General features: G+C 45.4%; 19 protein-coding genes and 2 pseudogenes. 2 read left to right on the top strand and 19 right to left on the bottom strand.

The window, feature by feature from the left end:
* Positions 1 to 15: 15 nt before the first annotated feature.
* Genes mtnA through rsmH form a run of 4 tightly spaced genes read right to left on the bottom strand, consistent with a single transcriptional unit; the run spans position 16 to position 3970 of the window.
* On the bottom strand, positions 16 to 1098 hold the full coding sequence (gene mtnA, locus KNL20_RS01780) for an S-methyl-5-thioribose-1-phosphate isomerase (RefSeq protein WP_230398950.1): 1083 nt from the start codon (positions 1096 to 1098) through the stop codon (positions 16 to 18).
* Positions 1099 to 1131: 33 nt separating this feature from the next.
* On the bottom strand, positions 1132 to 2064 hold the full coding sequence (locus tag KNL20_RS01775) for an MDR/zinc-dependent alcohol dehydrogenase-like family protein (RefSeq protein WP_230398949.1): 933 nt from the start codon (positions 2062 to 2064) through the stop codon (positions 1132 to 1134).
* Between the two features lie 6 nt (positions 2065 to 2070).
* A complete protein-coding gene (locus KNL20_RS01770; RefSeq protein WP_230398948.1) occupies positions 2071 to 2904 on the bottom strand; it encodes a purine-nucleoside phosphorylase in 834 nt (277 codons plus the stop codon).
* A 16-nt stretch (positions 2905 to 2920) separates the two neighbouring features.
* Positions 2921 to 3970: a 16S rRNA (cytosine(1402)-N(4))-methyltransferase RsmH gene (rsmH, locus tag KNL20_RS01765; RefSeq protein WP_230398947.1), complete on the bottom strand. Its 1050-nt coding sequence runs from the start codon at positions 3968 to 3970 to the stop codon at positions 2921 to 2923.
* 201 nt (positions 3971 to 4171) lie between these two features.
* On the opposite strand from rsmH, the gene KNL20_RS01760 reads away from it, so the two are divergent.
* Positions 4172 to 4990 (top strand): BclA C-terminal domain-containing protein, encoded by an 819-nt coding sequence (locus tag KNL20_RS01760; RefSeq protein WP_230400023.1) that lies wholly within the window; start codon positions 4172 to 4174, stop codon positions 4988 to 4990.
* Positions 4991 to 5098: 108 nt separating this feature from the next.
* On the opposite strand, the gene tuf is transcribed toward KNL20_RS01760, so the two are convergent.
* The 6 genes and pseudogenes from tuf to KNL20_RS01730 form a co-directional block, all read right to left on the bottom strand.
* On the bottom strand, positions 5099 to 6292 hold the full coding sequence (tuf, locus tag KNL20_RS01755; RefSeq protein WP_230398946.1) for an elongation factor Tu: 1194 nt from the start codon (positions 6290 to 6292) through the stop codon (positions 5099 to 5101).
* A 149-nt stretch (positions 6293 to 6441) separates the two neighbouring features.
* Positions 6442 to 8558, bottom strand: a pseudogene (gene fusA / locus KNL20_RS16205) (elongation factor G).
* Between the two features lie 83 nt (positions 8559 to 8641).
* Positions 8642 to 9112 (bottom strand): 30S ribosomal protein S7, encoded by a 471-nt coding sequence (rpsG, locus tag KNL20_RS01745; protein ID WP_230398945.1) that lies wholly within the window; start codon positions 9110 to 9112, stop codon positions 8642 to 8644.
* A 215-nt stretch (positions 9113 to 9327) separates the two neighbouring features.
* The gene (rpsL, locus tag KNL20_RS01740) at positions 9328 to 9744 is read right to left on the bottom strand and encodes a 30S ribosomal protein S12 (RefSeq protein WP_230398944.1); all 417 of its coding nucleotides are present in this window, start codon (positions 9742 to 9744) and stop codon (positions 9328 to 9330) included.
* 157 nt (positions 9745 to 9901) lie between these two features.
* Entirely contained in the window at positions 9902 to 10819 is a 918-nt protein-coding gene (locus KNL20_RS01735; RefSeq protein ID WP_230398943.1) for a TDT family transporter, read from the bottom strand.
* 28 nt (positions 10820 to 10847) lie between these two features.
* Entirely contained in the window at positions 10848 to 11339 is a 492-nt protein-coding gene (locus KNL20_RS01730) for a C-GCAxxG-C-C family protein (protein WP_230398942.1), read from the bottom strand.
* A 259-nt stretch (positions 11340 to 11598) separates the two neighbouring features.
* Here KNL20_RS01730 and KNL20_RS01725 point away from each other — a divergent pair, with 259 nt between their 5' ends.
* Entirely contained in the window at positions 11599 to 12225 is a 627-nt protein-coding gene (locus KNL20_RS01725) for a superoxide dismutase (RefSeq protein WP_230398941.1), read from the top strand.
* Positions 12226 to 12271: 46 nt separating this feature from the next.
* On the opposite strand, the gene KNL20_RS01720 is transcribed toward KNL20_RS01725, so the two are convergent.
* The 9 genes and pseudogenes from KNL20_RS01720 to KNL20_RS01680 form a co-directional block, all read right to left on the bottom strand.
* The gene (locus KNL20_RS01720; protein ID WP_230398940.1) at positions 12272 to 15415 is read right to left on the bottom strand and encodes an AAA family ATPase; all 3144 of its coding nucleotides are present in this window, start codon (positions 15413 to 15415) and stop codon (positions 12272 to 12274) included.
* The gene (locus KNL20_RS01715) at positions 15412 to 16563 is read right to left on the bottom strand and encodes an exonuclease SbcCD subunit D (protein ID WP_230398939.1); all 1152 of its coding nucleotides are present in this window, start codon (positions 16561 to 16563) and stop codon (positions 15412 to 15414) included. The genes KNL20_RS01720 and KNL20_RS01715 overlap by 4 nt, the downstream gene beginning before the upstream one ends.
* Before the next feature lie 112 nt (positions 16564 to 16675).
* Positions 16676 to 17206, bottom strand: coding sequence for an ECF transporter S component (locus tag KNL20_RS01710; protein ID WP_230398938.1), 531 nt, complete (start codon positions 17204 to 17206; stop codon positions 16676 to 16678).
* A 234-nt stretch (positions 17207 to 17440) separates the two neighbouring features.
* Positions 17441 to 17671 (bottom strand): S26 family signal peptidase, encoded by a 231-nt coding sequence (locus KNL20_RS01705; protein WP_230398937.1) that lies wholly within the window; start codon positions 17669 to 17671, stop codon positions 17441 to 17443.
* 28 nt (positions 17672 to 17699) lie between these two features.
* Complete coding sequence (locus KNL20_RS01700) at positions 17700 to 18227, bottom strand: hypothetical protein (protein ID WP_230398936.1); 528 nt, start codon at positions 18225 to 18227, stop codon at positions 17700 to 17702.
* A 235-nt stretch (positions 18228 to 18462) separates the two neighbouring features.
* On the bottom strand, positions 18463 to 18993 hold the full coding sequence (locus tag KNL20_RS01695) for a PepSY domain-containing protein (protein WP_230398935.1): 531 nt from the start codon (positions 18991 to 18993) through the stop codon (positions 18463 to 18465).
* A 1-nt stretch (position 18994) separates the two neighbouring features.
* Positions 18995 to 19063 (bottom strand): annotated as a pseudogene (locus KNL20_RS16415) (DNA-binding response regulator); the annotation flags it as partial.
* A gap of 172 nt (positions 19064 to 19235) precedes the next feature.
* Positions 19236 to 19448, bottom strand: coding sequence for a LacI family DNA-binding transcriptional regulator (locus tag KNL20_RS01685; protein WP_230398934.1), 213 nt, complete (start codon positions 19446 to 19448; stop codon positions 19236 to 19238).
* Entirely contained in the window at positions 19429 to 20094 is a 666-nt protein-coding gene (locus KNL20_RS01680) for a potassium channel family protein (RefSeq protein WP_230398933.1), read from the bottom strand. The genes KNL20_RS01685 and KNL20_RS01680 overlap by 20 nt, the downstream gene beginning before the upstream one ends.
* Positions 20095 to 20103: the final 9 nt, after the last annotated feature.

Here is a 20103-nt window from a genome sequence, read left to right as displayed (position 1 = left end):
AGGTAAATATTTGCATTATTTTTTTCTTCCGGCTTCCCCGCCAACCTTTTCCAGGCTCTCTGTAAATGGAGGATAGCAAATCCCTCCCTCTGTAACAATTCCGGTAATCAGCGTATGGTCTGTCACATCGAACGCCGGGTTATAGCATCTTACTCCATCGGGGGTCATCGGTTCTTTATAGAATTTACTCCTGATCTCCTCAGCATCCCGCAGCTCAATCTCTATATCCTCCCCTGTTTTGCATTCCAGGTCAATCGTGGAGCTTGGTCCCAGTACATAGAAAGGAATTCCATAGTACTTTGCCAGAACAGCAACCCCGCTTGTTCCGATTTTATTCGCCGTATCTCCATTTGCCGCAATACGGTCGCAGCCTACAAAGCAGGCATTAATCCATCCATTTTTCATAACAAGGCTTGCCATATTGTCACAGATAAGTGATACATCTATTCCTGCTTTATCCAGTTCGTACGCCGTTAGTCTTGCCCCCTGCAGAAGTGGTCTGGTTTCATCTGCAAATACTTTAAAATTCATTCCCCGTTCTTTCCCCAGAAAAAGAGGACCTAAGGCCGTACCATATTTTGATGTGGCAAGCGGACCTGCATTACAGTGTGTCAGGATTCCCCATCCGTCTTTTAATACGGAAAGGCCATATTCTGAAATTCTTTTGCACATCTCAATATCTTCTTCCTGAATTCTGATGCATTCCTGACGAAGCAAGGCCTTGATTGTATCCACTGGAAGATCTTTGTTTTCTGTCACTACACGCTCCATCCGGTTTAAGGCCCAGCTCAGATTAACGGCAGTAGGCCTGGAGGAATTCAGATGTTCTTTATTTTTTACAAATTCAGCATAAAAGGGTTCAAAATCTTTTGCCTCGCTTTTATTTGCCAGGATATAGATGCCAAAACCGGCGCAGATTCCAATGGCAGGTGCTCCTCTTACCTTTAATTCAAAGATCGCATCGTACAGCTCTTCCAGCGTTTCCAGCTCCAGATATTCTTCCTTACCGGGAAGTAACGTCTGGTCAATAATCCGTACTTTTTTTCCGTCTTTTGACAAGCTTACGTTATCAGCTCCATTAATTCCTACAGTTTCCACTCTTCTTCTCCTTGTCTGTTATGAAAGACCTTTTCATCTGTTGACAGCAAATCCAACTTTAAAAGCCTTGGATTCAAATGCTGCTTTATAATCCTCCAGAGAATGTAATTCAATTTCCGGAAAACTGACATAGCCTCTGGTCAGCAGATTCAGTGCTGGTCTAAACGGACCGCAGCGGCTTCCCTTAAGCGTCACCTCATGTACCGCAAACAAACTCAGATCAACTTCCGTTTTTCCCGCATATGTGCTCTTTTGTATAATCGTTCCCTGGTTCCGGACCAGCTTTTGCGCACTTGTGATTCCTGTAGGTGAACCGGTTGCATCAATTACAACTTCAAAAGTCTCCCCGGTATCCTTGCATGTTGTTCCCAGTTTTTCAAACTTCTTCAGCTTTTCGCTGTGTTTACCCACAATTATCAGATCAACACCTGTCAAAGAGATAACCTGAGCAATCATATAGGCCAATCGTCCGTCACCTAAAACCGCTACATTTTGCTCCGGCTTTATATGAATCTGGCTTAAGATTTCCACAGCTGCCGCCAATGGCTCCGTAAAAATCGCCTCTTCGTCTTTTAGTGTATCCGGTACTTCATGAAGAAGATGCGTTTCAATTGACATATATTCGCCAAAGCATCCGTCTTTTTTCTCCATGCCAATGACTCTGCGGTCGTTACAGTGTTTTTCTCTTCCTGTTGTGCAATAAATGCAATGTCCGCACCCGGCGTTTAACTCTCCGACCACTCTTTTTCCAATCAGACTCCTGTCCGGTGATTCCACTACTTCTCCCACAAATTCGTGTCCCATAACCCCTTTAAAATCAGGGCGGTATCCCTTTAGAATTTCTTTATCTGTATTGCATATGGCAGCTAAATGGATTTTAACCAGACTTTCTGTTTTCTGGGGCACCGGCCTCGGGCAGTCTTCCGTATAGCTTATATCTTTTCCATTAAAAACTAATGCTTTCATCGATGGTCACCTCTCTTTCGCAAGGTTCCTCACACAGGCGGTGATTAACCGGGTGAACTGCTTCTCTTTTTTGTCCATGGTTTCCTGTACCTCTTCATGGGTAAGGGGCTGTAACGCCGCATCTGCCGCCACATTGGACATACAGGATATTCCACATACTTTCATGCCCATATGGTGAGCGGCTACTGCCTCACAGGCGGTACTCATACCGGCGGCATCTGCTCCCAGCATGCGGCACATTCTTACTTCTGAGGGAGTTTCAAAATTAGGCCCTGAAAGCTGGATATAGATCCCCTCCTTCAGTGGAATTCCTTCCGCAAGAGCGGTGTCTTTAATCACCTGCCGGCAGGACTCATCATAGATGTGTGCCATATCCGGGAATCTGCATCCCAGCTCATCAATATTCGGACCGATCAGCGGTGACGGTACAAAATTCATAATATGATCCCGGATCAGCATAAAATCCCCCGCTTTAAATCCATAGTTAATGCTTCCTGCGGCATTTGTCAGAAAAAGGGTTCCGGCCCCCATCAGCTTCATCAGTCTGGTTGGAAGAACGACGTCAGACATCTCATATCCTTCATAATAATGAACCCTTCCCTGCATAATAACTACCTTGATATCCCCTATATATCCGAATACAAACCGGCCCTTATGCCCCGCCACGGTAGAAACAGGAAAGCCTTCGATGTCCTTGTAATCCAATACATCCTCAACCTTTATCTTATCGGCAAAGCTCCCTAAGCCCGATCCCAGTACCATTGCAATTTCCGGCTCAAATTGCGTATGCCCCCTTAGGCTCTCATGGCATTTCATTAATTTTTCATATACCTGATTCATAATGTTCTCCTATCTTTTATGCTTTTATTGCCCAGCGCATCTTCGTGGAACGAGCCCGGCTATTTCTATGGCATTCCTCCGCAGACGGACGAATCACATCAGCAGCAACCGCTGAATAGTCACCCACTTTTTGGCCCTCTTTGAATAATTTCTTAACAATCCGGTCTTCCCCCGAATGAAAGGTAAGGATTGCTGCCCGTCCGCCGGGATTAAGTATACCCGGAAGTTTCTGCAGAAATTCATACAACACTTCAAACTCCTGGTTGACATCAATCCGAAGTGCCTGGAAGGTCCGCTGGCAGGATTTGTTGACAGCATCTTTGCGCTTATCCGCCGGGACGAATCTCAGTGTTTGATCGATAAGATTCCGCAGATCATAAGTCGTCAGAATGGACTGCTCTTTTCTGTTTCTTGCTGCCACCGCTGCTGCAATCTCTTCTGCATATGGTTCATCCGCATTCTCTGTCAGCATCCCCACAAGCTCTGCTTTCGTAATATGCTTAAGACGTTCGGCCGCGGAAATTCCTTTTGCCTGATTAAGGCGCAAATCCAGGGGGCCCTCTCTTTTATAGGTAAATCCCCTTTCGGGATTGTCAATCTGCATCGATGATACGCCAAGATCAGCTAATACAAAATCAAACTTACCTGTGGTTTCCGTCACTTGATCAATATCAGCGAAATTTACGTTAAGAGCGGTAAATATCTCTGCTCCAAAACCGGCTTGTTCTAAACGTTTTCTGGTCTTCTCCATCTCAGCCGCATCAACATCCAGCGCGTAGAGATGTCCCTGAAACTGAAGGCACTTCATCATTTCCCTGCTGTGCCCACCATAGCCAAGTGTCGCATCAAGACCTTTCTGTCCCGGTTTAATCTGTAGAAATTCCAGAATCTCTTTTACACAGATTGGAATATGCGTCCCAACCGGTGTACCGCCCTTTTGAATTACCCGCTCAATTGTTTCCGGGTACTTTTCCGGGTTCAGCTCTTTGTACTTTTCCTGATAGCTCTTCGGATGGGTTCCTTTGTAGCGAACCCTCCGCTTGTGGCTTTGTTTATTCTCGTTCATTGTTTTTTCCTGTATGCATTTATAATGGTACCTCTTTCAAAATAAGACTTAACTATTTCAAGTATAAAGTTTATATTTTAAACTGTCAATCGCTTCACGCTTTTCTCATCCATCAATTTTGCAAAATGAAAAAAGGGTAAATTTGTCACTTTTTGTAGACTTTCGTCATATATTTTATTAAAAGGAGGTGATTTAGTGTCTATGCCTGAATTTCCGGAGCCGAATCCTGATTTTTCACAGGAACAGGCTTTGACGATGATCTTATCATCCATAGCACTTGAAGAGTTGTCCCTTAGTCATATCATTAATGCTGAAGGGGAAAAGCTTCAATATGTTTTAGGAACACTACCGGGAGCCACCGGGCCTGCAGCAACAATTGATGATTTGCTCAAAACCAATGAGAGTATCCAAAATCTTTTACAAAACGCCTCCTATAATCAGCTTTTGCTAAAATCCAAAATGCAGCAGGCATTATCTGCATCTGAAATGGCAGGACCTACAGGACACGCCGGGCCTGACGGGCCTTCCGGAGCGGGCGGACCCACCGGACCGGACGGAGAAACAGGCCCCATGGGATCTGCCGGCTCCGCAGCATCTACACCTCCGCCTACTGCTACAGCCGGCTTTGCAGCAAATACCAGCGGTGGGCTTATTGCAGTATTACTCGGAGGTACAGATATCACCTTTCCCAATGTACAGCTATTTTCACCGGATATTACTTTAACCGGAGGCAATACTACGGTTACAGTTAATACTGCCGGATTGTACCGTATTTCATACCATGTCAATACTACTGCGGCTGTTTTGCTTGGAACGCGCCTCGTAATCAATGGAGGAATTGTAACACAATCCATTGTTCCTCCCGCTCTCACCTTATCGCAGTTCTATAATGAAATTGAGATGAGTCTGTCAGCAGGCACTACCATTCGATTACAAATGTATGCTCCCGTGATTACAGGAGCTGCAACACTCCTGGGTAACAGCCTGGGTGCCTCATTGATGATTATCCGACTGGGTTAATTTTCAAAATGTTTTAAAAAACAGAAAAACCCGTAGAACCTAAGTTCTACGGGCATCTTACACTTGGACACAATGTACCTTACGGTACGAATCTATATTCAGATTTAATTACTCAATAACTGTAGCAACACGGCCTGATCCAACTGTACGTCCACCTTCACGGATAGCGAAAGTAAGACCCTGCTCCATAGCGATTGGATGAATCAGTTCGATTGTCATCTCTACGTTATCGCCAGGCATACACATCTCTGTGCCTTCCGGAAGATTGATAACGCCGGTAACGTCGGTTGTTCTGAAATAGAACTGAGGACGATAGTTATTGAAGAAAGGTGTATGACGACCACCCTCGTCTTTTGTCAAAACGTAAACCTGAGCTGTAAATTTTGTATGGCAGGTAACAGAACCCGGTTTGGAAAGTACCTGTCCTCTTTCGATGTCAGTTCTCTGAACACCACGAAGCAGAGCACCGATATTATCACCAGCCTGAGCCTCATCCAGAAGTTTACGGAACATCTCGATACCGGTTACAACAGTTTTACGTGTCTCTTCTTTGATACCAACAATTTCAACTTCGTCATTCAGATGCAGAATACCACGCTCAACACGTCCGGTAGCAACTGTACCACGGCCTGTGATTGTGAAAACGTCTTCTACAGGCATCAGGAACGGCTGATCTGTAGCACGCTGAGGATCCGGAATCCAGCTGTCAACAGCATCCATAAGTTCCATGATCTTGTCGCCCCACTCTCCTGAAGGATCTTCCAGAGCTTTCAGAGCGGAACCCTGAATGATCGGTGTGTCATCTCCCGGGAACTCATACTCGTTCAGCAGCTCACGGATCTCCATGTCTACCAGTTCAAGCAGTTCTTCGTCATCTACCATATCGCATTTGTTCATAAATACTACGATATAAGGAACACCTACCTGACGAGACAGAAGGATATGCTCCTTTGTCTGAGCCATAACACCGTCAGTTGCAGCAACAACAAGGATAGCGCCGTCCATCTGAGCAGCACCTGTGATCATGTTCTTTACATAATCGGCATGGCCTGGGCAGTCAACATGTGCGTAATGTCTTTTATCTGTCTCATATTCAACGTGAGAAGTAGAGATAGTGATACCACGCTCTCTTTCTTCCGGAGCTTTATCGATATTATCAAAAGCTACAGCTGCGTTTCCGGCAACTCTTTCGGATAAAGTTTTTGTGATTGCTGCTGTTAAAGTTGTCTTACCATGGTCAACGTGTCCAATGGTACCAATGTTACAATGGGGTTTTGTTCTTTCAAATTTAGCCTTAGCCATTTTAAAAAATCCTCCTTATAAATCTGTGCCTCATGGGGCCTCTTTTAGTTTTGCGGATATCCGCATCAGGAGATAAACTCTCCACTATTTCGTAGCCTGCTACCCTTGATTATATTGCAAAATCAAGGGTTTTGCAAGCATGTTTTGCTTTATTTTGCCTTTGCAGACAGAACTTTCTCCTGTACAGACTTGGGAACCGGCTCGTATCTGTCAAAGAACATGGAGTAGTTACCACGGCCCTGTGTCCTGGAACGCAAATCTGTTGCATATCCGAACATCTCAGCCAGCGGCACAAATCCGCGGATCATCTTACCACCGCCGATATCATCCATACCTTCAATACGGCCACGGCGGGAATTGATATCACCGATAACATCACCCATATAGTCTTCCGGAGTGGATACTTCAACCTTCATAATAGGCTCAAGCAAAACCGGAGCCGCCTTCTGCATAGCTTCTTTAAATGCCAGAGAACCGGCAATGTGAAATGCCATCTCAGATGAATCGACCTCATGGTAGGAACCATCGTATACATTTGCAGAGATGCCCACAACAGGGAATCCACCGAGAATACCGGCCTTCATAGCCTCTTCGATACCTTCGCCTACTGCCGGGATATATTCCTTCGGAATCGCTCCGCCGACAACAGAAGATTCAAACTTATAAATCTCTTCGGCATTTGCATCCATAGGTGCAAACTTAACTTTACAGTGTCCATACTGTCCACGTCCACCGGACTGTTTTGCATATTTGCTGTCCACGTCTGCCTCTTTTGTGATGGTCTCCTTATATGCAACCTGCGGAGCACCTACATTGGCCTCAACATGGAACTCACGGAGCAGACGGTCTACGATGATTTCCAGATGGAGCTCACCCATACCTGCAATAATTGTCTGTCCTGTCTCTTTATTCGTATGCGCACGGAATGTAGGATCTTCTTCTGCGAGCTTCGCAAGAGCCTCACCCAGCTTACCCTGTCCGGCTTTTGTCTTAGGTTCAATAGCCAGCTCGATAACCGGTTCCGGGAATTCCATGGATTCCAGAATTACCTGATGCTGCTCATCACAGATCGTATCACCTGTTGTGGTGAATTTAAATCCGATTGCCGCTGCAATATCTCCGGAATATACCTTGTCCAGCTCTGCTCTCTTGTTCGCATGCATCTGAAGAATACGTCCGACACGCTCTTTCTTACCCTTTGTAGAGTTGTATACATAAGAACCGGCGTTCATGGTACCGGAATATACTCTGAAGTATGCCAGTTTCCCGACAAACGGGTCTGTCATGATTTTAAATGCCAGAGCGGAGAAAGGTTCTTCGTCAGAAGAATGTCTCACGACTTCATTCCCCTCCAGATCCACACCGTCAATCGGGGGATATCAATGGGAGATGGCATATAATCAATAACTGCATCCAGCAGCTTCTGAACACCTTTATTTCTGTAAGCGGTTCCACAGCATACCGGAATAGCCGTACATTCACAGGTTCCTTTACGCAAGACTGCTTTCAATTCGTCAACGGACGGAATATCATCCTCCAGATAACGCATCATCAATTCGTCATCCAGCTCGCAAATCTTTTCAACCATTTCCGTATGATACAGTTCTGCATCATCCTGCATGTCTTCAGGAATATCACATACGGTGATGTCCTCGCCCTTATCATCGTTATAGATGTAGGCCTGCATCTCCATAAGGTCAATAACTCCCTTAAACTCATCCTCCTTACCAATCGGCAGCTGGAGAATGATTGTATTTTTACCCAGACGAGTCTTAATCTGATCTACAGCATTGTAGAAATCCGCACCCAGGATATCCATCTTATTGATGAATGCCATACGGGGTACATTGTAGGTATCTGCCTGACGCCATACATTTTCAGACTGCGGCTCAACGCCACCCTTTGCACAGAATACACCGATAGCTCCGTCCAGTACACGTAAGGACCGCTCAACTTCAACGGTAAAATCAACGTGTCCGGGAGTATCAATAATATTGATACGGTGCTCTAAGGCACCCGGCTGTGTTTCGGTTTTCTCCTGATGTGTCCAATGACAGGTGGTAGCGGCTGAAGTAATGGTAATACCACGTTCCTGCTCCTGTTCCATCCAGTCCATGGTAGCAGTTCCTTCGTGAGTATCGCCAATCTTATAGTTAACACCGGTATAATAAAGAATACGCTCTGTAAGTGTAGTCTTTCCAGCATCAATATGAGCCATAATACCGATATTTCTGGTTCTCTCTAATGGATATTCTCTTCCAGCCAAAATATTTTCCTCCTGTTTTAGTCTAAACTGCGATCAGAATTTGACAACAGCTCAAATCCTTCTCACCTAAGACCTGCAGCAGATTAAAATCTGTAATGTGCAAAAGCTTTGTTGGCCTCTGCCATCTTATGCATGTCTTCTTTCTTCTTAACAGATGCGCCTGTACTGTTCATAGCATCCATAAGCTCATTGGCCAGTCTGTCCTCCATTGTCTTTTCGCCTCTCTTACGAGAATACGTCGTAAGCCAACGAAGAGCTAATGCCTGACGTCTTTCCGGTCTTACCTCAATTGGTACCTGGTAGGTAGCTCCACCGATACGTCTTGCTTTTACTTCAAGAACCGGCATAATATTATTCATAGCTTCTTCGAATACTTCAAGCGCTGGCTTCTCAGCCTTTTTTTCAACTTTAGCAAATGCACCGTAGACAATCTTCTGTGCAACACCCCTCTTACCATCTAACATGATGTTGTTGATAAGCTTGGTTACCACTTTGTTATTGTACAACGGATCTGCTAAAACATCTCTTTTTTGAGTATGTCCTTTACGTGGCACGTTACTTCCCTCCTTAATCATAATCCGATTAGATCTCAGGTACTCACACATATAATGTATGTTCGCACTGGTAAATCTCTATTAACCTGCAACCGTGAAAGGTTAAGGAATACCGTACAACCATAGATATCTGTGATACTAGATAACTTCGAATCTTTTAATCAGTATTGCTTCTTCAGCAAACCTCACAAGACCTTAAGTCTTTTGTTTACAACTTATTTGCTTTTAGGTCTCTTTGCGCCGTATTTGGAACGGGCCTGTTTTCTGTTAGCGACACCTGCTGTATCCAGTGTACCACGGATAATGTGATATCTTGTACCTGGCAGGTCCTTAACTCTTCCTCCACGGATCAGAACAACACTATGCTCCTGAAGATTATGTCCTTCACCCGGAATATAGCTTGTCACTTCAATACCATTGGAGAGACGAACTCTGGCAATTTTTCTAAGGGCTGAGTTCGGCTTCTTAGGGGTTGCTGTCTTAACTGCTGTACATACGCCACGCTTCTGTGGTGAAGACATATCTGATGTCTTTTTCTGAAGAGAGTTAAAGTTTTTCTGAAGAGCCGGTGCATCAGATTTTTTTACGGAAGTCTGACGTCCTTTTCTTACTAACTGATTAAATGTTGGCATTCCAATTCACCTCCTGATAGAATCTCCGCTTCCCGCGGGGTCTCGGTTGCTTTATCTCATATAAAATTGCGCACAAAAAAATATCCATAAATGCACGCTTACACATTATAGCCTCACAAAACAGAAAAGTCAAGCCATTTTTCAACGCGGCTTTTATCTAAGCTTTCCCTAAAATAAACTTTCCAAACCTAATCAGTGTGTAGATCACCATCACGGCTGCTGCAATCGTCTCAAACAGCACGATATACTGTAATGCAAAAAGCGGGCGTCCCATATTTGCCAGGCATGCCATCGTCTGCTTTGAGGCAATTGCACTGATTACAAATGGAAAAGTGAACGCAGAGTAACTTGGATAAAACGGCAGTTTTAGATACCCGACTGCCTTTACGAAAGCGAATATATACAGAATACAGGCTGCAACATACATCCCCACCAAAAGGGCATATGACTTAGGTGTCACCGACTGAACATATCCCGCAACGCAAAGACTTACCGGTGCCGCATAGATACAGATAAGGGGTTTGGCAGGTTCCTGGACTTCCTTATATTTTATATAGCGGATCGTGACCAGGACGAAAAGCACAAGTAACGCAGCAAACCCAAACCAGAACAATGCGGTACCGATTCCCTGTTTTTCATACGCCGGTGCCGTAATAGATCCGACCACTATTCCTATATATATAATGTAATAACTCGCAAATACCTTTGGCATCTGCAGCCGGAAGACAAATTTCACCGTAAAATAAATCATCAGAGCAATATGAAGTAAAATCGCAAGTATCCATATGTAATATGCCGCTTGCCCAATCAGCGGTTTTGCATAAACACTAAGCAACATAAGTGCCATGGGAAATGTCCCCGCTATGCTTGCCATAATTGGATTTTTCAAATCATCCCTTATCATTTCAGGAAACATAATCACCTTTAGAAGAATCAGCACCAGTAAAATGCCTGCCACGCCTCCGCATACATAGCGCGCCCCTTCTGAATAGCTTTGTAATAGATTTCCAAGGGCAGCCATACCCAGCATAACACCGCAAAGCGGTATCGGCACTTTCTTAATTGTATCTTTCATCTCGTCTTTCTCCCCGTTCTTCTGTAATTCATGCACCTTGGACATCCAGATTAAGAAGGCCCAGTTCGCGAATGATAATATCCGCAACCTTCCATGCACATAATCCTGTGAAATGAATGCACTGCTCCTTATGCTCACCTTTTCCCATATCAAATTCCTTTGTCAATATACGGCAACAGACAGCATTTTTTCCATTTTCCTTTTTGAACCAGTCATGCAGTTCATTCGTGAGTTTCATACACTTTTGAACCTTTGGGTCTCCAGGTCCCTTCTTTTCGGTTCTGCCAAAAAATAACCCCAAAGCAAGAATCCCTCCATTCAGTGCTCCGCACATACAGCCGGAACGTCCTGCGCCTACTGCCATACCTGAGGCCATCGCAATTACCTCCTCCGGTACATCCAGTTCGAAATTATCCCGGATTGCCGCTACAAGTGCCTCGCAGCAAAAATATCCGTCTCTAAAGTTTTTTTCAGCATCCGCCTGTACTTTTTTCGGGCTGATTTCCTGTTTAATGTTCATTTTCTCCTCCTGATAATCTTCTTAATAGACTCCAAAGCTCATTATATCAAAAGCTAAATAGCATCTCAACCATTATTCTCAGGAAAATATAGCGAATTATGCCAGTATATATCTGAAATGTAACAGTTCAGCCAGCAGCTCAATTCTGATTAGGAAAAAAGATACTTGACATATTTAGTATATATGGGTATAATTCTCTTATAGACGTTAGTCTTAACTAACCATTAATGGAAATACCTGAAATTAAGGAGGTATCTTTATGTATACACAATATAAACTACCCTATTCCTATGATGCACTGGATCCGCATATCGATGCGCTGACGATGGAAACCCACTACTCCAAACACCACGCCACTTACACCAAAAATCTGAACGACGCAGTGGCAAAGGCGGGTATGGATAAAAATATTGAAAACTTATTATCCTCACTGTGGGATATTAAGGACAATTCATTACGCCAGACCCTCCGGAACAACGGCGGTGGATTCTTTAACCACAATCTTTATTTCTCCACCATCAGCCCGAATGGCGGCGGAGAACCCGCAGGTGCCTTTGCAAATCTGATCCATGATGAGTTTGGAAGTTTTTCAGCTTTCCAGGAAAAGCTGAGCAGCCTGGCTGTCGGCCAGTTTGGCTCCGGATGGGCCTGGCTGTCTGCCAACTCCGATGGGAGACTCAGGCTCTCCTCCAGTCCCAACCAGGATAATCCTCTGATGGAGGACTGGGGATATGTTCCGATTCTGGGAATTGATGTCTGGGAACATGCTTATTATCTGAAATATAAAAATGTCCGTGCCGACTATGTGAAAGCATTTTATAATGTTATCGACTGGAAGGCTGTAGCGGATAATTATGAACGTGTAAAAGACAGTAATCTGGCTTAAAGAAAAGGGGCTCACAGGGTTTCAGACTGCGGGCCCCTTATTTTGGTTAAACGGTTCTGTGAATGCTGCTTCCATGATTACTTTTGGTAATCTGAATCTGCCGGTCGATCCGCTCCTTTAATTCGCTGACATGTGAGATGATGCCTACCAGCCGGTTACCGGAAGCAAGTCCTGCCAGCGTTTGGATTGCCTGTTCCAGAGATTCGGCATCCAATGCTCCAAAACCTTCATCAATAAACAGCGTATCAATCTCCACGCCTCCGGCATAGCTTTGGATTACATCTGAAAGTCCCAGAGCCAGGCAAAGTGACGCTTTAAATGATTCCCCGCCGGAGAGGGATTTTACAGAACGTATCCGTCCCGTATACTGATCCAGGACTTCGATTTCCAGTCCCGTCTGAGAGCGCATATCCGCAGCATTCTCCCGGCGCCGCAATTCGTAGCGGCTGTTTGTCATACCTCTTAATCGTTTGTTTGCCTCCGCCAGAATCTGCTGAAAATAGGCTGCCTGTACATACTGTTCAAAAGCTAATTTTTGCTTTCCGGGTAGTTCGCCATTTGCTGTCTTAGACAGATTACTTACAAGAAGATATTCCTGCTGATTATTTGAAAAATCTGCAAGGATCCTGCCCAATGCCTTTTCAATCGGTTCATTTGTACCCAAACGCAAGGTGATCTTCGAAATGATTTCTTCTATATTCTTTTTTTCCCGGCTTAGACAGTCGCGCTCCGCCTCAAGCTGTTCGATATTCTGTTTTTTCTTCCCTTCTGTCTCATGCATAAGCCGCCCAAGATCTTGTTCATTAGCCTTTACAGCATCCTGATATTCATGAATCATAGATTTTAATTCATCGATTTCATCCTGTGTTTTCATTGCATGATGATAAGCTCCTTCATCTGTAAATCCGCAAAAAACAATCTTATCCAGAAATGCCTGTCTTGCCTGACGCTCCATCTCACTGCTTTGCACCTGTCTTTCCTGGTGCTCAAGCAGAAGTGCCTGATTTCTGTTCCGTCCGTTTTGAACCGTATAAAATTCAGATTCCGACCGGCTAAGGGATTCCTTTAACCCTTCCAGCTCGCGGGTCCATGCTTGGATGGCTGCCATTGCCTTCTCCCGGTCTTCATAGGTGAGTGAATCCTGAAGACTTTTTAGTTCCCCGGTTTTCGAAGACAGCTCTGAAAGAAGAAGGATCTTTTCTTGTTCCAGGAATCCGGTTCTCTCCTGTACCCCCAGAATAGCCGATTCCAGTGCATCTATCTGCTCCCCGCAACGTATTTTAAAGGATACTTTTTTCTCCAGCCCTTCTATTTCTGCCTTATTCGCTTCCCTGCGCTCCAGACACCCGGCAAGTGCGGCCGCAGTAAGTTTTGGCAGCTGCAAGAGAAGGACGTCTTTGGATATATCAGAAAAATGCATACTGGCTCTTTGCTCCAGATGTTTCTCTGCAAACTGTATTTCTGCCAGCTTTGCTTTAACCTGTTCGCTGATTCGCTGCATTTTCTGGCGGGAACGTTCTGCGGTTTGCTTAAGCGTATTTAGCTTTGCCTCACTGGGCGCTCCTGCAGAAGTTTTCGCTTTATCGGGGTGCACGGTTGAACCGCATACCGGGCATGGTTCCCCTTCTTTTAGACCTTCCGCCATAAGTCCTGCCTGCTCACGGAAAAATGCAATTTCATGTTCCATATAGCTTCGGTTATCCGACTCAAAGGCTGCCTGCAGCTGTAAAAAACTTTTCTGCAGTTCTTCGCTTTCCTTCTTCATGGAGAAAACCCCGTCAAAATCCTCCTTCAGACCTTCCAGTGCTGTCTGTAAGGCATCCATCTGCTTTGCTTCCTGCCCGCACGCAGCCAGCTTCAGTTCCAGCCCTTCCAGCTTTTCCAGTTCCCCTTCGAGTTTCTTTCTTTTTTCAAGAGAATCCTCCTTTTGCTGATGGAGCACATCAAGTTCTTCCTGTATTTTCTTCTGGCTGTCTGACAGACGTGTCACTTCCTTTTTCAGTTGTTCCGCATGGGCATACCGAGGCAGGGATTTTGTAAGGTGCGACACCTCGGAAGCCAGGCGTTCACGTTCCGGATTCTTCGCAAGCTCATACAGATAGGCTTCCTCAGCGATTTTTAACTTTTCCGTCTGCATATGTATCTCTTCCTCCAGGCCGGAAATCCTCTGTATCAGTTTTTTTCCGTTCTCCTGTTCGCGCAGAAAATCCTTCTCTAACGGAAGAATAAGATAAAGTGCCTGCTCGGCCTGCTGCAGTTCCTTCTGCACCTCAATCTGCCCGGTCTGCCTTTCCAAAAGTTTCGTTTTTCTGCTCCCCGCTGTTTCCAAATCACGGAACAGCCGGTTAACCGCATGGGCCTGTTCTAAAGCGGTTATCCCGGCAGCCAGTTTTTCGTCCAGATGTTCCGCCTCCTGCTTTCGCTTCTCCAGACAATTACGGTCTGCAGAGACAACCGTCTGTAAATCGGTATGGATTTCAGCTGCTGCATGGATGGTTGCTTCTTCGAGTTTATGGAATAGCTGCTGCCCTTTCGCATCATCCGGGCAGAAAATTCCGGAAAAATATTGTAAAATACTTTTTTCCGCATCATCACATTTTCTTCTGGCTTCCCGTTCTCTATCCTTTAACAGGTGTCCGGCAGTCTGGTAAAGCTCTGTGTCAAACACACGCCGAAAAATATCCCCTCTCTCCTTGCTGTCTGCAAGCAGAAGCTGAAGAAATTCTCCTTGTGCAATCATAACAATCTGCTTAAACTGACGGCATGTAATCCCCAGAAGCTCAACAATCCTGGCGGAAACTTCGCGAAATCCAGTGATTACCGCTCCATCAGGCAGTGTCAGAACAGCGTCCGCACTCTCTGTAGTGAATCCGTCCCCATTCTTTTTGGGACGTTCATACCTGGGATTTCTTCTAATCAAATATATCTTATTCCGATGCAGAAACTTAAGTTCCACATAAGTTTTAACAGATACATCGGCAAAATCACTTCGCAGTGTATCCACGGTTCTGGTGGAACCGCTTGCCTCGCCAAACAACGCAAATGCAACAGCATCAAAGATTGTTGTCTTGCCTGCCCCGGTATCTCCGGTAATGAGAAACAAACCTTGTCCGCCAAATGCTTCCAAATCCACCTCTGTTTTATCAGCATAAGGTCCAAAAGCGCTCATGGTTATACATAAAGGCTTCAAATGCTTTCCCCTCCTGCCTGTTCAAAGATCTGTTCCATAACACGCAATTGTTCCGGATCCAGCTCCTTGTTATTCTGCAATCTGTAAAAATCCCCGAAGAGCGCGAGCGGTCTTTTTCCTGCATCATCGCGGGAAGCGGCAGTCTGTGATATGAGCGCCTTCCTGCTGCGGCTGTTGTCCAAATCCAGCACCATCAAATTGGGATAAACCTGCCTCATCTGGCCAATCGCATCATAGATTTCCTCTTCATCCGTAAGCGTTGCATGTATATAGTCATCAGAGCCTGAGGAATCTTCCCTTCCTGCACGAATCAGTTCTTTCATCGGACCCCTGATCTCCCTTAAATTATGCAGCGGCAGAAAGGGCAGAAGGTTGAACTTCACACTTCCCTTTTCCTGAAGTTCCACCAAAACTGCCGATTTATGATGATGTGCCTCAGAAAAAGAATATTTAAGAGGGGAACCTGCATAACGCACAGTCTCCCGTCCTATTCGCTGAGGCCCGTGCAGATGTCCCAATGCCACATAGTCAAAAGCATCGAAAGCAGAAGCATCCACGTTATCAAGTCCTCCAATGGAGAGCGTCTCTGAATCGGAACGCTCCGGCTCCTGTGCAGCATAGCTCACAAACTGATGAGCCACAAGAATATTCCGCTGCTGCCTGTCAATTTCCGCATCAGAAAGAACGGTACGCACTGCTCCATCATAGGTCTCAATGGGCTGTTCGAAGAAAGGCTTTACCATCGCCGGTTTTAAAAATGGAAGTAAGCAGATATTTACAGGCCCGTAATCATCCTCCAATGTAATCTTTTGCAATGTTCCATCAAATACCCCCGCAATATAAAGTCCATGTTTCTGCATAATACGGCTCCCGAATCCCAGACGTTCCGGAGAATCATGGTTTCCGCTGACTATAAAAACCGGCTTTTTATAAACCGTCAGTTTTGTCAGAAAATCATCCAGAAGTTCAACCGCTTCCGCAGAAGGCTGGCTTTTATCATAAACATCACCGGCGATAAGGATACCGTCCGGTTTTTCTTTATCCGTTATATCCAAAATCTGATTTAATATCCACTTCTGATCCTCAATCATACGAAATTCGTTGACCCGCTTGCCAATATGCAGGTCTGCAATATGGAGAAATTTCATTACGTCAGCCCCCTTTCAATGGATATATCCAACCTGAAAAAAGCCTGTCATCTGCTCATAAAAATTCTCGTTTGAGCAAAGATAAATTCCAGGCAAAACAAACCAAATTGCTTTAATTTTTAACAGCTTTCTTTAACAAGGGAAGTATTACCGCAGCAATGGTCCCGCCGATTAAAGCTGTAAACAGCTGAGGAACTGAGAACATGCCGGATATTGTTGCTGCTTGTGGCTCCGGCAGATTAAGCAGATACGGAACAGCCACCCGGACAATTCCAATGTATAGCATCAAAAATTTTCCGGCTGCCGCCGCGATAAGGGTAATGATGTATACAACAATTGGCTTTCCAAAGGTGCGTTTACCAAGAAAATGCCAAATTAAAACGAGAACTATATTTCCGGCAATGATAAAGGGAATCAGGGGCCACAAGGGTCCAATCCCCAAAAGTTTTGCAAAGATGGGAGAAATCACAGCCACTGTCAGGCCGGATGAAAGGCCGGCAATCATCACCGAGATTATTAAAATCAGATTGACAATAGAGCCGGTAACAATCGTATTTCCAAGAGCCGCCGTTGCCGCCTGCATGACAATCAAAAGTGCAGCGAGGACCGCTGTCTGTGTAACCCACAATGTATTCTTACTCATTAATTATACCCCCCTAACCTGTTCCTGGCGATACCGCCTGTTTCTATTATACTCCCTTTTGCCTGTGGATTCAATGTACTCAATTTTTATTTCTATTCCACGCAAAATAAAAATCGAGTACATGAAAGGTCCAATTGAGTACATGGCAAGGCCGCTCATCCAATTTCAAACTATACTGTTCCTTGAAGGTGCAGTTTGATTATTATGAAGATGAGCAGGTGAGGTAAAATGAAATTACAGATTACAAAACTCCGCATTAACCGCTGCCTGGAGGACGATGGCTTTTGCAGCAAAGGTGCCACGCAGACATGTGCAGTCCATAAAACATTTGCAGTACTCCAAGGTCAAATAATTGATACGCTGCTGGACTGCACCGTTGATGATCAGAGCATCTTCTGTGATATCCACCGTATCACCTGCTGCAGCCACCACACGGCGCACCTGCAGCTGCCCTTTCATCTTCAAAACAAGCGCATCCTGCGCGGCATAGTTCTTATCCAGGCGATAGCAGAACACCAGGTCCCCGTCTGTGTCTGCAGATCACTGCCGGCACGATGGCTGCCGAAGCCAGAAGCACTGCGGAAAGAAGCAGAACCCATATCGGATCCGCCTCCGGTGTTATGCCTGTCGGAACAATCGCTTCAAAGGTATTGACGTAAGCGATAACTGCGTTATCGTCGATTTCCTGCGAACCGGTTGTCGGAGTACCCGATGTATTCGTCTCCACACCCCCTATGTCCGTCTGAACAGACGGTGTATACCTGCTGCCCTGGGGCAGAATTTCCTGAATCTCAAGTCTGTAGCCCAGCGGAATCGCCAGAGTCATCTTCTGCCCATGCCTCAGCCGAACGGTTGCTGTTCCGCTTTCATCGAGGACAATGGGATCGTCCAGCGGAGCTGCCGCATCGGCCGTAAGTCCGGAAGCCGGCACGAGAGAAATCAGTAAAAAGAAAACGAGAACGGCAGACAAACAGCGGAAACTATTTCTATTTTCTGTGTGTTTTTTTCTTCTATGTATCATGCTCACATTATCCTTGTTTTTTTACTTTAAAAAAAGTGTATAGTTTATGCCAGACTAACATGTACGCATACGTAAATCTTCTTGCTCGTACTAAATGGGCGTTTTGATGTCATGAATTTTTTCGAATGTGGGAAAATCAATAAAGTAAAAATACAAAAGCCGGCCTTACCATTTAAAGTGCATAATTGCATTTTAAATGCTAAGGCCGGCGGCTTATTGTTTATATTTTATTGCTTTATTCAGTCATTGCTTTCGTAAAGGGCACCTCCGATGCAGGCACCCCTGCGTGCTCCGCTGCGCTTTCTTTGGCCTGATCCACACCAATATAGGTGCCAATACTGTCTGTTGCATTCGTTCCGGATATTTGGGGAATGGACTCATGGCTTCTGCTGTGGACAGTACCGGTTGCCGCATTGATTTCATAGTCATACTCCGTATCAGCGGTGTAGAACTCTATATCATACATAGATAGCCCATCGCCCATATCAAGTCTTCCCTTGATAAAAGTCACGTCGACGCAGACAGATCCGCATTGGCAAGGGCAATCTCCTGTACCATGGAAAGACCCAGCCCCGTTCCGCTTCCTGCCGGCGATGACATACCCGCCCAAAATGGCAACCAGCAGCAACAGCGGCATCAAAATCAGGGAAAGACGGACGATAGATGAGCGCTGTGCGGCTTCCGGCTGAGTGGAAACAACACCGGGCAGGCAAAAACAACACGTGTGTCGTTTTACCCTCCTTTCGAAGTGTGCGTAAAACTTCAAACCCATCTGCCTTCGGCATCATTATATCCAGAATAATCGCATCGTACTCAGCCACTGCAAGTGCGTCTATTGCTTCTTGACCGTCAAAGCAGCTGTCTACGCTGTATCCGTCGGAAACAAGCTTTTGCGTGATGACCTAATTTAAATCCCGTTCATCCTCAGCAAGCAGTACTCGCATATGAATGTCCCCTTTCTTCATATTATGATGTAAGGGTCAAAAGATCTTTTGACCCTATGATACTTCATCCCGCTTCTTCCAACGCTCTTCGATAACCGGCTGCCCGTTCCTGTAAAAGTCTGCTCATACCAATCAAATTAGATCCTCTTCCTGCAAGAGACTTTGCACTCAGGCTGGGGACATATCCCAGATCCTTAATTGCCTTCTGTACTTTTTCCACCATTTCCTGAGACACTTTATTATATCTTTCATTAAAGTTACGTCGTCGTTTCCTCAAACCGCTTGATATTCTCCACCTTGCCAATCACCACAATAATGTCGCCTGCACTAAAACGAAACTGCGGAGATACCTCAATATTGGTCACGCACTCCCGTTCAATGGCAATGATGTTCAGGCCATACTTTTGCCGGATATTCATTTCCTGAACGCTTCTCCCGATCATAGCTGCCGTGACCGGGATCTGTTGGATTTCCACCTCATTGTCCAGCGAAATATAGTCGAGAAAATTGTGGGATACCAGCCGCTTTCCAAGGCGGAGAGCCATATCGCGCTCCGGGTATACGACCTCCGCGCCGATTTTCTCCAGCACGGCCCCCTGATCCCGGCTTATGGCCTTTGCGATTACATGGGGAACATTAAGGCTTACCACGTTGAGCGTGGTTAGAATACTGGTATCAATTTTTTCTCCGATACAGACAATAACGGCATCACAGTTCTGTATGCCTACTTCCTCCAAGGTTTCCTTTGTCAGATTTTCCGCCACATAGGCGTACTCCGTAAAGTGCCGCAATTCTCGCACTTTATCCTCATTACAGTCAATAACAATAACTTCCTTACCCGATTCTGCAAGGCTCTTCGCCAATGCTGTGCCGAAACGGCCCAGGCCGATAACGCCAAAAGAGGCGGGTTTCATATTTTTCATGTCTTCTCC

It is taken from the genome of Novisyntrophococcus fermenticellae, assembly GCF_018866245.1.
Lineage (GTDB): Bacteria > Bacillota > Clostridia > Lachnospirales > Lachnospiraceae > Novisyntrophococcus > Novisyntrophococcus fermenticellae.
The sequence above is the reverse complement of the archived record's forward strand: the minus strand, read 5'-3'. Positions and strand labels throughout refer to the sequence as shown.

What these genes read in the sequence shown, in the direction of transcription:
- KNL20_RS01775 (WP_230398949.1), bottom strand. Translation starts at nt 2,064, where the DNA reads ATGAAAGCATTAGTTTTTAATGGAAAAGATATAAGCTATACGGAAGAC.
- KNL20_RS01770 (WP_230398948.1), bottom strand. Translation starts at nt 2,904, where the DNA reads ATGAATCAGGTATATGAAAAATTAATGAAATGCCATGAGAGCCTAAGG.
- rsmH (WP_230398947.1), bottom strand. Translation starts at nt 3,970, where the DNA reads ATGAACGAGAATAAACAAAGCCACAAGCGGAGGGTTCGCTACAAAGGA.
- KNL20_RS01760 (WP_230400023.1), top strand. Translation starts at nt 4,172, where the DNA reads ATGCCTGAATTTCCGGAGCCGAATCCTGATTTTTCACAGGAACAGGCT.
- tuf (WP_230398946.1), bottom strand. Translation starts at nt 6,292, where the DNA reads ATGGCTAAGGCTAAATTTGAAAGAACAAAACCCCATTGTAACATTGGT.
- rpsL (WP_230398944.1), bottom strand. Translation starts at nt 9,744, where the DNA reads ATGCCAACATTTAATCAGTTAGTAAGAAAAGGACGTCAGACTTCCGTA.
- KNL20_RS01735 (WP_230398943.1), bottom strand. Translation starts at nt 10,819, where the DNA reads ATGAAAGATACAATTAAGAAAGTGCCGATACCGCTTTGCGGTGTTATG.
- KNL20_RS01730 (WP_230398942.1), bottom strand. Translation starts at nt 11,339, where the DNA reads ATGAACATTAAACAGGAAATCAGCCCGAAAAAAGTACAGGCGGATGCT.
- KNL20_RS01725 (WP_230398941.1), top strand. Translation starts at nt 11,599, where the DNA reads ATGTATACACAATATAAACTACCCTATTCCTATGATGCACTGGATCCG.
- KNL20_RS01715 (WP_230398939.1), bottom strand. Translation starts at nt 16,563, where the DNA reads ATGAAATTTCTCCATATTGCAGACCTGCATATTGGCAAGCGGGTCAAC.
- KNL20_RS01710 (WP_230398938.1), bottom strand. Translation starts at nt 17,206, where the DNA reads ATGAGTAAGAATACATTGTGGGTTACACAGACAGCGGTCCTCGCTGCA.
- KNL20_RS01700 (WP_230398936.1), bottom strand. Translation starts at nt 18,227, where the DNA reads ATGATACATAGAAGAAAAAAACACACAGAAAATAGAAATAGTTTCCGC.
- KNL20_RS01680 (WP_230398933.1), bottom strand. Translation starts at nt 20,094, where the DNA reads ATGAAAAATATGAAACCCGCCTCTTTTGGCGTTATCGGCCTGGGCCGT.